The sequence below is a fragment of the Bradyrhizobium sp. SZCCHNR3119 genome (assembly GCF_032487775.1).
Lineage (GTDB): Bacteria > Pseudomonadota > Alphaproteobacteria > Rhizobiales > Xanthobacteraceae > Bradyrhizobium.
The window spans coordinates 5,107,276-5,121,786 of record NZ_JAUEUV010000001.1; the positions used below are offsets into that span (position 1 = coordinate 5,107,276).

9 protein-coding genes are annotated in these 14,511 nt (G+C 64.4%); 7 read left to right on the forward strand and 2 right to left on the reverse strand.

Annotation, left to right across the window (positions count from 1 at the left end; translation table 11 throughout):
* The 4 genes from QX034_RS23495 (at position 1) to QX034_RS23510 (ending at position 8,385) form a co-directional block, all read left to right on the forward strand.
* Positions 1-1,692 (forward strand): methyl-accepting chemotaxis protein, encoded by a 1,692-nt coding sequence (locus QX034_RS23495; protein WP_315729080.1) that lies wholly within the window; start codon positions 1-3, stop codon positions 1,690-1,692.
* Between the two features lie 419 nt (positions 1,693-2,111).
* Positions 2,112-3,797: a methyl-accepting chemotaxis protein gene (locus QX034_RS23500; RefSeq protein WP_315706254.1), complete on the forward strand. Its 1,686-nt coding sequence runs from the start codon at positions 2,112-2,114 to the stop codon at positions 3,795-3,797.
* A gap of 219 nt (positions 3,798-4,016) precedes the next feature.
* Entirely contained in the window at positions 4,017-7,199 is a 3,183-nt protein-coding gene (locus QX034_RS23505; RefSeq protein ID WP_316195852.1) for an efflux RND transporter permease subunit, read from the forward strand.
* Positions 7,189-8,385, forward strand: coding sequence for an efflux RND transporter periplasmic adaptor subunit (locus QX034_RS23510; protein WP_315769513.1), 1,197 nt, complete (start codon positions 7,189-7,191; stop codon positions 8,383-8,385). Before QX034_RS23505 ends, QX034_RS23510 begins: the two co-directional genes overlap by 11 nt.
* 90 nt (positions 8,386-8,475) lie before the next feature.
* Here QX034_RS23510 and QX034_RS23515 read toward each other — a convergent pair whose 3' ends face one another.
* The gene (locus QX034_RS23515) at positions 8,476-9,171 is read right to left on the reverse strand and encodes an alpha/beta hydrolase (RefSeq protein WP_315706251.1); all 696 of its coding nucleotides are present in this window, start codon (positions 9,169-9,171) and stop codon (positions 8,476-8,478) included.
* Positions 9,172-9,674: 503 nt separating this feature from the next.
* Here QX034_RS23515 and QX034_RS23520 point away from each other — a divergent pair.
* On the forward strand, positions 9,675-10,670 hold the full coding sequence (locus QX034_RS23520; protein ID WP_316195854.1) for an MBL fold metallo-hydrolase: 996 nt from the start codon (positions 9,675-9,677) through the stop codon (positions 10,668-10,670).
* Between the two features lie 33 nt (positions 10,671-10,703).
* Positions 10,704-11,837: a J domain-containing protein gene (locus QX034_RS23525; protein ID WP_315769509.1), complete on the forward strand. Its 1,134-nt coding sequence runs from the start codon at positions 10,704-10,706 to the stop codon at positions 11,835-11,837.
* 48 nt (positions 11,838-11,885) lie between these two features.
* Here QX034_RS23525 and QX034_RS23530 read toward each other — a convergent pair whose 3' ends face one another.
* Entirely contained in the window at positions 11,886-13,424 is a 1,539-nt protein-coding gene (locus QX034_RS23530) for an acetyl-CoA acetyltransferase (protein ID WP_316195855.1), read from the reverse strand.
* 177 nt (positions 13,425-13,601) lie between these two features.
* On the opposite strand from QX034_RS23530, the gene yghU reads away from it, so the two are divergent.
* Entirely contained in the window at positions 13,602-14,477 is an 876-nt protein-coding gene (gene yghU / locus QX034_RS23535) for a glutathione-dependent disulfide-bond oxidoreductase (protein ID WP_315706247.1), read from the forward strand.
* The last annotated feature ends 34 nt before the right edge of the window (positions 14,478-14,511 follow it).

Below are 14,511 nucleotides of genomic sequence, written 5' to 3' on the forward strand. Positions count from 1 at the left end.
ATGCTCGCCTCCATGTCGATCCGCGCGAAGATCATCACGGTCGTCGCGTTCCTGCTCGTTGCCATGACCGGCATGGGTCTGCTCTCGCTGAAGAACATGCGCTCGATCAACGCCAACACCGTCGATATCACCACCAATTGGCTGCCGAGCGTGCGGGTGCTCGGTGAGCTCCGCGCCAATGCGATCACCTTCCGCAACGTGATCCGCGAGCATATGCTGGCCGAGACTCTGGACGAGAAGGTTGCGCAGGAGAAGACTGCCGCCCTCGTCAACGACATGATCGCTAAAAGCCGGCTGACCTATGAGCCGCTGATCTCCTCACCGGAGGAGCGATCGATCTATAATGAGTGGGCCCGGCTCTGGGACGAGTACCGCAAGGGCACCGAGCAGGTGATGGCGCTGTCGCGCAAGGAGGCCGGGAAGGTCCCGCACGAGGCGCATGAGCTCAATCAGCAGACCGTCAACAAGATCGGATTGCAGGCCGACGAAGTCCTCAAGAAGGATATCGATCTCAACGATGCCGGCGCGGACAAGGCCTCGACGGACGCCGCCGACACCTATTCCTCGTCCTTCATGCTGCTGGTCGCCATCGTCGCCATCGCGGTGGTTGCAGGCATCGTGGTCAGCCTGTACCTGGTCCGGGACGTCTCCAGGGGAATCGCATCGATCGTGACCCCGATGCAGGCCTTGGGCCAGGGCGATCTTGCGGCCGAGGTGCCGCATCGCGGTCAGAAGACCGAAATGGGCGCCATGGCGGATGCGCTGCAGATCTTCAAGGAAGCGCTGATTGCCAAGAAGGCTGCCGACGAGGCGGCCGCGCGCGACGCCGAGGCGAAGATCGAACGTGGCCGGAGGGTCGACAGCATCACGCGCGAATTCGAGGCCATGATCGGCGAGATCGTCAGCACGGTCTCCGCAGCGTCCACGCAGCTGGAAGCCTCCGCGGGCACTTTGACCTCCACGGCTGCGCGGTCCCAGCAGCTCGCCACCACCGTGGCCTCGGCATCCGAAGAAGCATCCGCCAATGTTCAGTCGGTCGCGACCGCGACCGAAGAGATGGCCTCGTCGGTCAATGAGATCAGCCGGCAGGTGCAGGAATCGGCGCGGATCGCCAACGAGGCGGTCGACCAGGCGCGCAGCACGACCGGCCGCGTCAGCGAGCTGTCGCGGGCGGCGACACGGATCGGCGACGTCGTCGAGCTCATCAATACCATCGCAGGCCAGACCAATCTTCTGGCCCTGAACGCCACGATCGAGGCGGCGCGCGCCGGTGAAGCCGGTCGTGGGTTCGCCGTCGTCGCCACCGAGGTGAAGGCGCTCGCCGAGCAGACCGCAAAGGCGACCGGCGAGATCGGGCAGCAGATCTCCGGCATCCAGGCGGCCACGCAGGAATCGGTCAGTGCGATCCGCGATATTTCGTCGACGATCGAGAAGTTGTCGGAGATCGCCTCGACCATCGCCGCGGCAGTCGAAGAGCAGGGCGCCGCCACGCAGGAAATTTCGCGCAACGTGCAGCAGGCCGCGCGCGGCACGCAAGACGTGTCGTCCAATATCACCGACGTTCAGCGCGGCGCGACCGAGACCGGATCGGCATCGTCCCAGGTGTTGTCGGCCGCCCAGACATTGTCCGGCGACAGCAATCGCCTCCGCCAGGAAGTCAGCAAGTTCCTGACCTCGGTGCGCGCGGCGTAGAATCCTAAGTCTGGCAACGGACCATCGTCGAATGCTTCAGGGAGCCGCGGCGTACCGCCGCAGCTCCCTGTTTGCGTCGCTAGTGCGAGGCATTTGAAGTTTCGGCCGGTTTGTCCGCGCGCACGACACCGCGGAGCCCTATGAAATCAGATTGTTGCAAGTGCTCTTCGGCTCCGACGCTCGCAAACGCGATAGCCGCGAGATGATGTGAATTTCGGAATCGGAGCGCCAGAATCGCAGCCCTCGAGTCGGCTACGTAATTTCACGGTGCGGCAATTTAACGCGATCCTAGCCTTTTCGCTCGATCCTTAATCATTCGCTGCCACCTCAGGCGGCAGATGTTCGTGATTCAGTTCCTGATTCCTGGCGGTGCACGCAATTGTGCGGTTGCCGATCGTGATTGCCCTGAAAGATCTGCCATGCGTAAGAATTTGCCTGTCACCACCGTCGAATATCCGGTCACCGACGAAACCCTGATCGTGTCGCAGACCGACACCAAGGGAAAGCTGACATTCTTCAATGAGGATTTCATCGCCGCCTCGGGCTTTACGCCCGCGGAGCTGATGGGCCAGCCGCACAACATCATCCGCCATCCGGACATGCCGCCGGAAGCCTTCGAAAATCTCTGGAGCACGCTCAAATCCGGCAAGCCCTGGGTCGGCGCGGTGAAGAACCGGCGCAAGAACGGGGACTTCTATTGGGTGCTGGCAACCGCCTCGCCGATCCGCCAGAACGGGCAGGTGACCGGCTACACTTCGGTACGCACCAAGCTGCCTGCCGACCAGCGCGCCGAGGCCGAGCAGGTCTATGCGGCGATCCGCGAGAAGCGGTCGCATAACTACAAGATCGCGGCCGGCGTCATCCGTCGCCGTTCGGTTTTTGACATCTTTGCGATGTTCACGCGCACGCTCAACGCGCGGCTCCTGACGCTCCTCGCGGTGCAGACGGCGATGATACTTGGGATCGCGGCGAGCGCGCTGTTCGGCCTGCCCGGCATCGCGGTGTCGGCATTGGCGGTGCTTGACGCCGCCTTCGCGGGCCTGCTGGTGATGCAACTGCTCCAGGCGCTCGGCGCGCCGCTGCGGCACCTGAACGAGACCATGGGCAACATCGTGCAGGGCAAGCTCGACACCCGCGTGATGATCGAACGTGACGATGAGATCGGCGAGGCCTTACGCAATCTCCAGACTGTGCAGACCATCGTTCGCTTCAGCAAGGAGGAGCTGAAGGCCTCCGAGCACCGCGCTGCGCTCCAGCGCCGTAGTGAAATGACCAAGCTGGCCGACATGTTCGAGGGCGCGGTCGGAGAGATCGTAGAGACGGTCTCTTCGGCCTCGACCGAATTGGAAGCATCCGCCACGACGCTGTCCTCCACGGCCGACCGCAGCCAGGAACTGGCGAGCGTCGTCGCCTCCGCCTCCGAGGAAGCGTCCACCAATGTGCAGTCGGTGGCCTCCGCGAGCGAAGAGATGGCATCCTCGATCCAGGAGATCGGCCGGCAGGTCCAGGAATCGGCGAAGATGGCCGGCGAGGCGGTGCATCAGGCTCGCGCCACCAACGATCGCGTCGGCGAATTGTCCAAGGCCGCAACCCGGATCGGCGACGTGGTCGAGCTGATCAACACCATCGCCGGCCAGACCAACCTGTTGGCACTGAACGCGACGATCGAGGCGGCGCGTGCCGGCGAAGCCGGCCGCGGCTTCGCCGTGGTGGCCTCGGAAGTGAAGGCGCTGGCGGAGCAGACCGCGAAAGCCACCGGCGAGATCGGCCAGCAGATTTCCAGCATTCAGGCCGCAACACAGGAATCGGTCAGCGCCATCCAGGCCATCAGCGTCACCATCGAGCGGCTGTCCGAAATCTCTTCGGCGATTGCGGCTGCGGTGGAGCAGCAGGGTGCAGCGACGCAGGAGATTTCCCGCAGCGTCCAGCAAGCGGCGATCGGCACCCAGGAGGTCTCCTCCAACATCGCCGACGTCCAGAATGGCGCAACCGAGACCGGCTCGGCCTCCGTGCAGGTGCTTTCCGCCGCCAAATCGCTGTCGGACGAGAGCAACCGTCTGAAGCTCGAAGTGGACAAGTTCCTGGATTCGGTACGGGCCGCCTGAGGGCGTCAAAGAGCAGGATAGCGACGCAGGGAGCTGTTCGAGAACCGTCCGCCGCGGCGTAGGGCGCGCCGTGCGGACGGCCTCGTCCAGCATTGTCATGCAGAAGTGAGAGGGGAGCATTCCGCTCCCCTCTTTTCTATTTTGCTGCAGTTGCGCTAGATCAATGCGAATGCTTCCATATGACGTCCGCGCGGGGGCGGGCCTGGAAAAGCTTGATCCATGATTGCACTGGTCCGCATCGCCCTGAGCCGGCCGTACACCTTCGTCGTGCTCGCGCTGCTGCTTCTGATCGTCGGGCCGCTGGCCGCATTGCGGACGCCGACCGACATCTTTCCCGATATTCGCATTCCCGTGATCGGCGTCGTGTGGCAGTACACCGGACTACCGCCCGACCAGATGTCTGGCCGTATCACGACGCCGTTCCAGCGGGCGCTGACCACGACCGTCAACGACATCGAGCACATCGTCGCCAATTCCTATAACGGCTTCGGCATCATCAAGATCTTCTTCCAGCCCGGCGTCGACATCCGCACAGCGAACGCGCAGGTGACGGCGATCTCGCAGACGCTGCTGAAGCAGATGCCGCCGGGCGCGACGCCGCCCTTGATCCTGAATTACAGCGCCTCCACCGTGCCGATCATCCAGGTCGCGCTGTCCGGCGAGGGGCTGACCGAGCAGAACCTCGCCGATATCGGCATCAACCAATTGCGCACGCCTCTGGTGACGGTCCCGGGTGCGGCCATCCCGTATCCGTTCGGCGGCAAGCAGCGCCAGGTGCAGATCGATCTCGACCCGACAGCGCTGCAGGCCCGCGGCCTGTCCGGCCAGGACGTTGCCAATGCGCTGGCCGCGCAAAACCTGATCACGCCGGTCGGCACGCAGAAGATCGGCGGCTTCGAATACAACATCCAGCTCAACAACTCGCCTCTGAAGATGGAGGAACTCGGCAACCTGCCGATCAAGGCCGTGAACGGGGCGATGGTCTATATCCGCGACGTCGCATCGGTCCGCGACGGCAACCCGCCGCAGACCAACATCGTTCACGTCAACGGCAACCGCTCGGTCCTGATGATGGTGCTGAAGGCCGGCGCCACGTCGACGCTCGACATCATCTCCGGCATCAAGCAGAAGGTGATCGAGGTCCGCGACCAGCTGCCGGACGCGCTCAAGATCGGCTTCATCGGCGACCAGTCGGTGTTCGTGCGCTCGGCCATTTCGGGCGTCGCCTTCGAGGGCGTCATCGCCGCGCTGCTCACCAGCGTGATGATCCTCCTGTTCCTCGGCAGCTGGCGCTCGACCATCATCATCGCCGTCTCGATTCCGCTGTCGGTGCTGGGCGCGATCATCATGCTGGCCGCGATCGGCGAGACGCTGAACATCATGACGCTCGGCGGGCTGGCGCTCGCGGTCGGCATCCTGGTCGACGACGCCACGGTGACGATCGAGAACATCAACTGGCACCTGGAGCAGGGCAAGGACGTCGAGCCCGCGATCCTGGACGGCGCCAACCAGATCGTGACGCCGGCCTTCGTCTCGCTGCTCTGCATCTGCATCGTGTTCGTGCCGATGTTCTTCCTGACCGGCGTCGCCCGCTTCCTGTTCGTGCCGATGGCGGAAGCGGTGATGTTCGCGATGATCTGGTCGTTCATCCTGTCGCGCACGCTGGTGCCGACCATGGCGAAATATCTGCTGAAGCCGCATGTCGCCCATGGCGAGCATGGCCCGGCGCCGACCCGCAATCCGTTCGCGCTGTTCCAGCGCGGCTTCGAGGCGCGGTTCGAGCGCATCCGGTCCGGCTATCGCGGGCTTCTGACCCTGGCGATGCAGGGGAGGGCGGTGTTCCTGCTGGGCTTTCTCGCCTTTGTCGGGCTGTCGTTCCTGCTGGTGCCTTATCTGGGCCGCAACTTCTTTCCCGCAGTCGATGCCGGCTCGATCCTGATGCATGTGCGCACCCAGGTCGGCACCCGCATCGAGGAAAGCGCCAACCAGTTCGCCGAGGTCCAGAAGGCGATCCGCAAGATCATCCCGCCCGGTGAGATCGAGACGGTGGCCGACAACATCGGCATGCCGATCTCCGGCATCAACATGACCTACAACAACACCGGCGTGATCGGCGCGCAGGATGGCGACATCCAGATCAAGCTGAAGGAGGGCCATCGCCCGACCGAGACGTATGTGCAGGCCCTGCGCGAGCAGTTGCCGCGTCAGTTTCCGGGCATGAGCTTCGCATTCCTGCCGGCCGATATCGTCAGCCAGATCCTGAATTTCGGCGCGCCGGCGCCGATCGACCTGCAGGTGCGCGGCGCCAATGTCGCGGCCAACTTCGCCTATGCGGGCAAGCTGCTCGCCCGCATCCGGCATATCCCGGGCATTGCCGATGCGCGCATCCAGCAGTCGGCGAGCAACCCGACCTTCAACATCGATGTCGACCGCACCCGCGCGCAATATGTCGGCCTAACCGAGCGCGACGTCACCAACAGCCTGGTCGTCAACCTCGCCGGGTCATCGCAGGTCGCGCCGACCTATTATCTCAATCCCGATAACGGCGTGTCCTATTCGATCGTGATGCAGACGCCGCAATTCGCGATCGACTCCCTGAGCAAGCTGGAGACGCTGCCGATCTCCGCGACCAATTCGCCTTCGGCGCCGATCCTGGGCGGCATCGCCGACATCAAGCGCTCGAGCTCGAGCGCGGTGGTCTCGCAATACGACATCCAGTCGATGGTGCAGATCTATGCGACCACGCAGGGCCGCGACCTCGGCGCCGTGTCGAACGATGTGAGAGCCGCGATCGCCGACACGTCCAAGGAGGTGCCCAAGGGCTCCTCCGTGGTGCTGCTCGGCCAGGTGCAGACCATGAACAGCGCGTTCTCCGGCCTGCTGTTCGGCCTGCTCGGCGCCGTCGTGTTGATCTACCTCCTGATCGTCGTCAACTTCCAGTCATGGTCCGATCCGTTCGTGATCATCACCGCGCTGCCGGCGGCGCTCGCCGGCATCGTCTGGATGCTGTTCCTGAGCCACACCACGCTGTCGGTGCCGGCGCTGACCGGCGCCATCATGTGCATGGGCGTGGCGACCGCCAACAGCGTGCTCGTGATCAGCTTTGCCCGCGAGCGTTACGAGGAGCTTGGCGATCCCATTGCGGCGGCGATCGAGGCCGGCTTCGTCCGCTTCCGTCCGGTGCTGATGACCGCGCTCGCGATGATCATCGGCATGACGCCGATGGCGCTGGCCCTGGGTGAGGGCGGCGAGCAGAATGCACCGCTCGGCCGCGCCGTGATCGGCGGCCTGATTTTTGCTACCTTCGCCACCTTGATGTTCGTTCCCGTCGTGTTCAGCCTCGTGCATAAGAAGCGCGCCGACAAAGACGCCGCCGCATTGGAGACCGCGCATGCCCACTGAAACGCACAAGCCGGTCTCGCGCGCAAAGCTCGGGATGTTCGCGCTTGCCGCCGGTGCGGGGCTGGTGTTTGCGGTGGTCACCGGGATCCGCGCCCGTGAAGACAGCGACGCCAAGCTCAAGGAATGGACTGACGACCAGGCGATCCCGACGGTTGCGGTGATCAGTCCCGATGCGAAGGCGTTGAGCTCGACGTTGGATGTGCCGGGGCGGTTGGAAGCTTATTATCGCGCCCCGATCTTCGCCCGCGTCAGCGGTTACTTGAAGAGCTGGAGCGCCGACATCGGCGCGCCGGTGAAGGCGGGCCAGGTGATTGCGGAGATCGAGGCGCCCGACCTCGATCAGCAGCTGTTGCAGGCCCGCGCCGACCTGACCAGCGCGCAGGCCAGTGCTGCGCTGTCGGAAGCGACGCTGAACCGGCGTAAGACCCTGATCGCCTCGAACTTCGTCTCGATGCAGGAGATCGACGAGCGCACCGCCGACCTCAACAACAAGAAGGCCGCGGTGAAGTCCGGCCAGGCCAATGTCGAGCGGCTGGAGGCGCTGGCCGGCTACAAGAAGATCACCGCCCCATTCGACGGCGTCGTCACCGCGCGCGACACCGATGTCGGCGCGCTGATCAATGCCGGGGGCGGCGGGACGCCGATGTTCGTCATTTCGGACATCAAGAAGCTGCGCGTCTATGTCAACGTGCCGCAGAACTACGTGCCGGCGGTGAAGATCGGCGCCAAGGCCACGATATCGGTGCCGGAATATCCGATCCGAAGTTTCGAAGCGACGGTGGAAGCCTCGGCTCAGTCCGTCGACGTCGCTTCCGGCACCACGCGGATGCAGCTCGGGCTCGATAACAGCAAGAGCGAGCTGATGCCGGGCGGCTACGCCAGCGTGAAGCTGAACCTGCAGCGGGACAGCAAGCCGTTGTACATCCCGGCCAGCGCCGTTCTGTTCGATCAGAACGGCCTGCGCGTCGCCACGGTGGATGCGGACAACAAGGTCAAGTTCAGGTCGGTGACGATCGCGCGCGATCTCGGCCGCAACATCGAGCTCGGCTCCGGGTTGACGGTGGGGGATCGCGTCATCGTCGCGCCCCCGGACGGCTTGGCCGATGGCGATCCGGTCCGCATCGCCGGTCCCAAGAAGGATGCCAAGCCCGAGAAGCTCTCCGCCGCGCAGGACGGCAAGGGCTAGGGCGGCTGCAAACGTTAGCGGGAGCATGCTCTGCGAGCGTCGCCCAGCGTAGCGCGAGCTGTCTCGTCCGGATTAGCTGGACGTCTCCGACTAACTTTCGAGCAGTTCGTCCACGGCTTTCAGAATCGCCGATTTGTTCTCCTCACTATGAGTGGCCCAGCCGTGAAGATTGTGGGGCGCGCCGGGCAAGGTGAGCAGCCTGAACTGTCCATTTTTCCGGAGCTCTTCGCCGTAGATCTCGACGACCCGAGGCGGAATGATGCGGTCATCCTCGCCGATGATCAGGAGCGACTTACCGCAAAAGCGCGCCAGATTCCGCTTCAGTGAGCAGCGTTCGAAGCTGGACGGTTTCCTGATCGCCTCGGTGAAGCGGTCGTCGAATGGCAGGTCAGTGCTGTCATCGGCATACAGGGCAGGGCAGAATAGGACCAGAAATGCCGGAGCGGTGGCCGTGAGGATGCTGGTAGCGACATGGCCACCCATGCTCGTTCCGATCAGAATGGTCGGCCGCTCGTTCATCTCACGGAGCGCAGCAGCGGCTTGGGACGAGCGCCTCGAGAGACTGGAGTGCGCAAGATGCCCTGAGCTGTCGCCGTGGCCGGAGAAGTCAAAGCAGAACAGGCTCGATCCGCCCGAGACTAAATGTTCCGCTAGATACCTGATGCGCTCACGGCCCGCAGGACCCGCGCCATGCAACGAAAGCGCCACCTCGTGAGGGGCGTTCGGTGGGATATAGTGTGAATAGGCGAGGGTCTCGCCGTCGGCCTGAAAAATTCCGGTCAACATGTTCTAGATTTCGGAGTGTTAGGCGGCGGTCGATCCTCGCGGAAGCACCTTACCACTCGTTGCTCTGGTGCGCCATTGCCGGTCACGATGATCTCTAACCAGACCGGCGCGCGAACCATGCTCAGCGGATATGCGAGTGCGATCTTATGACCCGCTGGACTATGACGAAAACGTCAGCGCTCGACGCGCCGAAGGCAAGTTGATCGGCTGCGAACGTAATGAAGACCCCCACTACGCTATCGAGCGCCGTCCAAGTCTCGGAGGACCGACTACGTATACTCCTCACTAATCTCGCCGATTTGAAGGCAAAGCCGTGCTGATCGCGATCGCTACCGGTTGATCGCATCGATCGGCATGGACCTGCATAAGCGTGTGACGAGCACGCGGCCAACAACCTTCTCGTCGAAGGGCCGCCATGGCGCCATATTCCCGGTTACGTTGCGAGCTTGCCTCCCAAGTCGGGGCCTATTCGATTGACGGTCCAATATTCGTGGTAGTGGCTCATGACATATTGTCCTTCGCGCCGGAGGCTGCTGCTCTCGGCGGCCAGCGCTGCGGCCGCATTTGGCCTTGATGCCAAGCTGGCCGTCGTTGCGGCGCGGCCGCATCGTCGTACCGAGGATCCGGAGCCGGGTTATTTCCGCGCTCGGATCGGCGAGGCAGAGATCATTGCATTGTACGATGGCGTCTGGGAGAAGCCGCACGAAACGGGCTTCATCAGCAACGCGAGCGTGAGCGAGACCAAGCAGGCGCTCGCCGCGGCCGGCCTGCCATTCGCATTCGTCACGATCCCGATCACGACCTATGTCGTCAGGTTGAAGGGCAAGACCGTGCTGTGTGATGCCGGCGGCGGGGGCCAGGTGCAGGGCTTCAATCCCGATTCGGTGTTCGTGTCCGGCCGCATGCTCGGCAATCTGAAAGCGGCGGGCATCCAGCCCAGGGACATCGACACGATCCTGGTGTCGCATTTTCATCCCGATCATATTTTCGGTCTGCTCGGCGAGGACACCAACGCGCCGGTCTTTCCCGATGCCGAGATCGTCGTGGCTGCGGCGGAATACAAATGGTGGATCGATGCGTCACTCACTGGCCGGTTGCCGCCGGGCCGGCAGCCGCTGGCCCACCGCATCCAGACCGTGATGCCGAACTGGAAGAATATCTTGCCGGTCGAGGGAGAGGATGAGGTCGTTCCCGGCATTCGCTTCGTCAGCGTGCCCGGCCATACGCCTGGGCACACGGCCTTTCATCTCAGCTCCGGAAACGAGCAGCTGATGATCTCGAACGATACCGCCTACGTGCCGGCGCTGTGCGCGCGGCATCCCGGCTGGCACGGCGCATTCGATCAGGACGGCCCGATGGCGGAGGTCAGCCGCCGCAAGCTGCTCGACCGTGTGGTGGCGGAGCGGATGCTGATCTGCGGTTCGCATTTCCCTTGGCCCGGCTTCGGCCGGCTCACGCGCGACGGCGGCAGCTATGCGCTCGACATGCTCCACGCATGACCCCATGCGGGTCGTTGGAGCAGGGTGCCGCGCATGACGATGAAAACCCACTACGAGGTTCTCGGCGTCTCGCCATGTGCCGATATCGAGACCATCAAGCAGGCTTTCCGCAAGACCGTGAAGGCGCATCATCCGGACCTGCGCCGCGGCCATGACGCCGATGCCGATCGGCACGTCAAGATGATCATCGCCGCCTACAGGGTGCTGCGCGACGCTGGTCTGCGCGCGGAATACGACGGCCTGCTTGCCGAGGCGCGCGAGCGCGCGCGACTGGAGCGTTGGAACGCGATCGTCCAGTTCACGGCGATGGCAGCCGTCCTGAGCATCATCCTGATCGGATTGGAAGTTCTGTTCCTGCCCTCGATCCGGGACTGGGTCTCGATCGACTCGATCCGGTCAATGGCGTTGCGATTGCAGCTGCAGTCGCGGTCCGAGCCTGCGCATGAGCCGAGCGCCGACGCGGCGTCGGCCTGGAGCGCGCAGGAGACCGGTGCTGTGCCGCCGGCGGCGCACCGAGCGGAGACCGATGATCACGATCTTGCGCGAACGCCGAGGTTTCCGCTCGGTGTCGCACCGGCGCAAGACATGCTCATGAGCCTCAGTGTGGAGGAGCCTTCCACGGCTGCCGCCTTTCTCGAACGGGCTCTGGATTTCAGCCGCAAGGGTGAGCTCGATCGCGCCATCGCCGACTTCGACGCGGCGATCCGCCTCGCGCCCGCCAATGCGGAAGCCTATGGCGATCGCGCCCGCGGATGGAGCCGCAAGGGCGACCTCGATCGCGCGCTCGCCGATTACGATCAGGCGATCCGGCTCGATCCCAAGAATCCGGGGCTGTTTCACGATCGCGCCCTGATCCGGCAGCAGAGAGGGGAGTTCGACGAAGCTCTGCTCGATCTGGACCACGCCGTGCGAATGAGCTTCAGCGATGCCGACGTCTATAGCGATCGGGGCGCGGTGTGGCTCGCCAAGGGCCGCTACGATCGCGCGTTGGCCGATCTGGACCGGGCGCTCGCGCTCAACCCGCAGCTACCGAGTGCGCTGGCGCGTCGCAACGCGGCGCTCGCGCGCAAGCGCGAACTCGCGGGCAGTGGCCGCGAGCCGCCTCCGGCGCCCGGTACTGATATGACCAGCTCGGTGCCGAAGACGACACCGGGCGGAATGCGTTGAACCGACGGCGACCTGACACGGGAGACGTGAGGTAAACCGAAGCTGCAGCTACGACAGCTGCCACTCCGGCACGCCGTCCCCGGCGGTGGTGATCTCGCCGATCGACCCGACCGGCGTGCGATCGAGATCCATCAGCGCTGCGAGTGTCATCGTGTCTCGTCCCGGCACGCGGGCGAGCGTTCGTGCATTCGCTTCGGTGCGCAGCATGACGGCGCCATGCTCGATCTCGCCATCGCGATCATAGAGTACGGTGAAGCTTTCGACCTTGCCCTTGCCGCTCGCCTCGGTCACGAAGTCCGGCACCGCGCCGCGGCTGCGGTCGGCGATGGCCTGCACGCTCGTCTCCTGCGCAAGCGGCGCGCGCGGCGCCTCGCGCGACAGCACCAGCGCGTGGTGCTTGGTGACGAAGCCGCCCTGGCCGTAGAGCAGGCCGCGCCCGGCGCCGCCGCGCACTCGGCGCACCATCGCACAGGCGGCATGCGTCATGTAGGTGTTGAGCGGCGCGCCGAAGAAGGTCAGGCCGCCGGTCACGGTCGGCTCGACATCTGCCCCAAGGCCGAGCGTCCGCCGCGCCATCTTCGGCACGCAGGGAAAGCAGCTATAGAGTTCGATGACGTCGAACGCGCTGCCGTTATTGCCGCCTTGGCCATCGACCAGATCCAGTGCCGCGTGCAGCACAGCGTTTTGCGGATGGCTTTCCACGAACTGGTCGCGGGCGAGGTAGTCGCGCGGGTCTTCGGCGGCCGCGCCGCCGAGCGGATACACCATGCGGTTCTCGGCAATCCCGGCGGCACGTGCGCGGGCGAGGCTGGTCAGGATCAGCGCCGCGCCCATGTTGACCATGGGATTGGCCACCATGAGCTTGGTATAGGGCCAGGCGATCGGACGGTTGTCGGCGGAGGGCGTGATGATTTCGTCGGACGAAAAATGCCGCTTCAGCCAGGCATTCGGACTGTAGGCCGCCACCGCCGAGTAGCGCGACCACAAGTCGCCGGATTCCTGCAGCGCTTCGCGCGGAGTCTGGCCCCAGGCCGCCGAGGTCGCGACCTCGTAGAAGGGATAGACCGATACCGGGCGGAAGACGCCGAGCTTCACCGCAAGCGGCTTCTGGAATGCAGCGCCGCGCTTGGGCTCCTCGACATCATGCGCGAACGGGGTCCAGGGCAAAGTCACTCCGGCGCGCTCGGCCTTGGTCGCGGTCGATTGCGCTTCCGCGCCACAGACCACCGCCACCTCGCATTCGCCGCGCGCGATGCGCAAGGCGGCCTCGTGCAGGAAACGGATCGGACTCTCGCCGCCGACCGGGCCGTAATGGGAATGCGCGGGCGTCATACCCAACCGCTGCGCCAGGAGCTTGTCCGGATCGCGGTAGCGCCAGCTCAGGAAATTGACCACGTCGAGCGAGCCGGTGTCGCCGATCAGCTTTGCCCCGGCGTCGAGCTCGGCGCGCCGCACTGCCTGTTCGAGCAGGGCGAGCGGCTCGAGTCCCTCCAGGATGTCCTTGGGGCGGTCGACGATTTCGCCGACGCCGACGATGACGGGAATGCGCTCGGCAGGAAGCGAACCGGCGGCCGAAGTGGTCAACATGGCGTTTCCAAAGGTGCGGCCGATTGCGGCCGTCATGTTCTGTCGTTACATCGTTCTGTCATTGCGATGCGGCGCAGGCAATGCAGAAATGCGCAACGCAGACGCGCAAGCCGGACTTCCGCCCGGTCCGGTCAGCGCATAAAACGAGGCTCACGCCCGTGATGTCCGGAGGATGCCGTGTCGGAAGAGAACGTCTACATCCCGCCCAAGGTCTGGACCTGGAACAAGCCGAGCGGCGGCCGCTTCGCCAACATCAACCGGCCGATCGCAGGTCCGACGCAAGAGAAGGAATTGCCGGTCGGTCGTCATCCCTTGCAACTCTATTCCCTGGCGACGCCGAACGGCGTCAAGGTCACGGTGATGCTGGAGGAGCTGCTCGCCCTCGGCCACTCCGGCGCCGAGTACGACGCCTGGCTGATCCGCATCGGTGAGGGCGACCAGTTCGGCTCGGGCTTCGTGGCGGTCAATCCGAATTCGAAGATCCCGGCGCTGATGGACCGCAGCGGCGAGGTGCCGATCCGCGTCTTCGAAAGCGGCTCGATCCTGGTCTATCTCGCCGAGAAGTTCGGCGCCTTCCTGCCGACCGCGGCCGCGGAGCGGGCCGAATGCTTCAACTGGCTGTTCTGGCAGATGGGCGCCGCACCCTATCTCGGCGGCGGCTTCGGTCACTTCTATGCCTATGCGCCGACCAAGATCGAATATGCCATCGATCGTTTTGCGATGGAGGTGAAGCGCCAGCTCGACGTGCTCGATCGTCGCTTGGCGGAGAGCGAATATCTCGCCGGCAGCAACTACACGATCGCGGACATGGCGGTGTGGCCGTGGTACGGGGCGCTCGCCAAGGGGCTGCTTTATGACGCTGGCGAATTCCTCTCGGTTCATGAATACAAGAACGTGCAGCGCTGGACCGACCAGATCGCGCAGCGACCTGCGGTGAAGCGCGGCCGCATGGTCAATCGCGTCTCCGGCGACCCGAAGAGCCAGCTGCACGAGCGGCACGAGGCGAGCGACTTCGAGACCAAGACGCAGGACAAGATCGGGCAGGGCGGGTAGTCATTGCGTAGGGTGGGCAAAGCGCCGGCGTAAG

Coding starts and splice junctions, on each gene's coding strand:
- QX034_RS23500 (WP_315706254.1), top strand. CDS start 2,112: ATGCGTAAGAATTTGCCTGTCACCACCGTCGAATATCCGGTCACCGAC.
- QX034_RS23495 (WP_315729080.1), top strand. CDS start 1: ATGCTCGCCTCCATGTCGATCCGCGCGAAGATCATCACGGTCGTCGCG.
- QX034_RS23510 (WP_315769513.1), top strand. CDS start 7,189: ATGCCCACTGAAACGCACAAGCCGGTCTCGCGCGCAAAGCTCGGGATG.
- QX034_RS23515 (WP_315706251.1), bottom strand. CDS start 9,171: ATGTTGACCGGAATTTTTCAGGCCGACGGCGAGACCCTCGCCTATTCA.
- QX034_RS23505 (WP_316195852.1), top strand. CDS start 4,017: ATGATTGCACTGGTCCGCATCGCCCTGAGCCGGCCGTACACCTTCGTC.
- QX034_RS23530 (WP_316195855.1), bottom strand. CDS start 13,424: ATGTTGACCACTTCGGCCGCCGGTTCGCTTCCTGCCGAGCGCATTCCC.
- QX034_RS23520 (WP_316195854.1), top strand. CDS start 9,675: ATGACATATTGTCCTTCGCGCCGGAGGCTGCTGCTCTCGGCGGCCAGC.
- QX034_RS23525 (WP_315769509.1), top strand. CDS start 10,704: ATGACGATGAAAACCCACTACGAGGTTCTCGGCGTCTCGCCATGTGCC.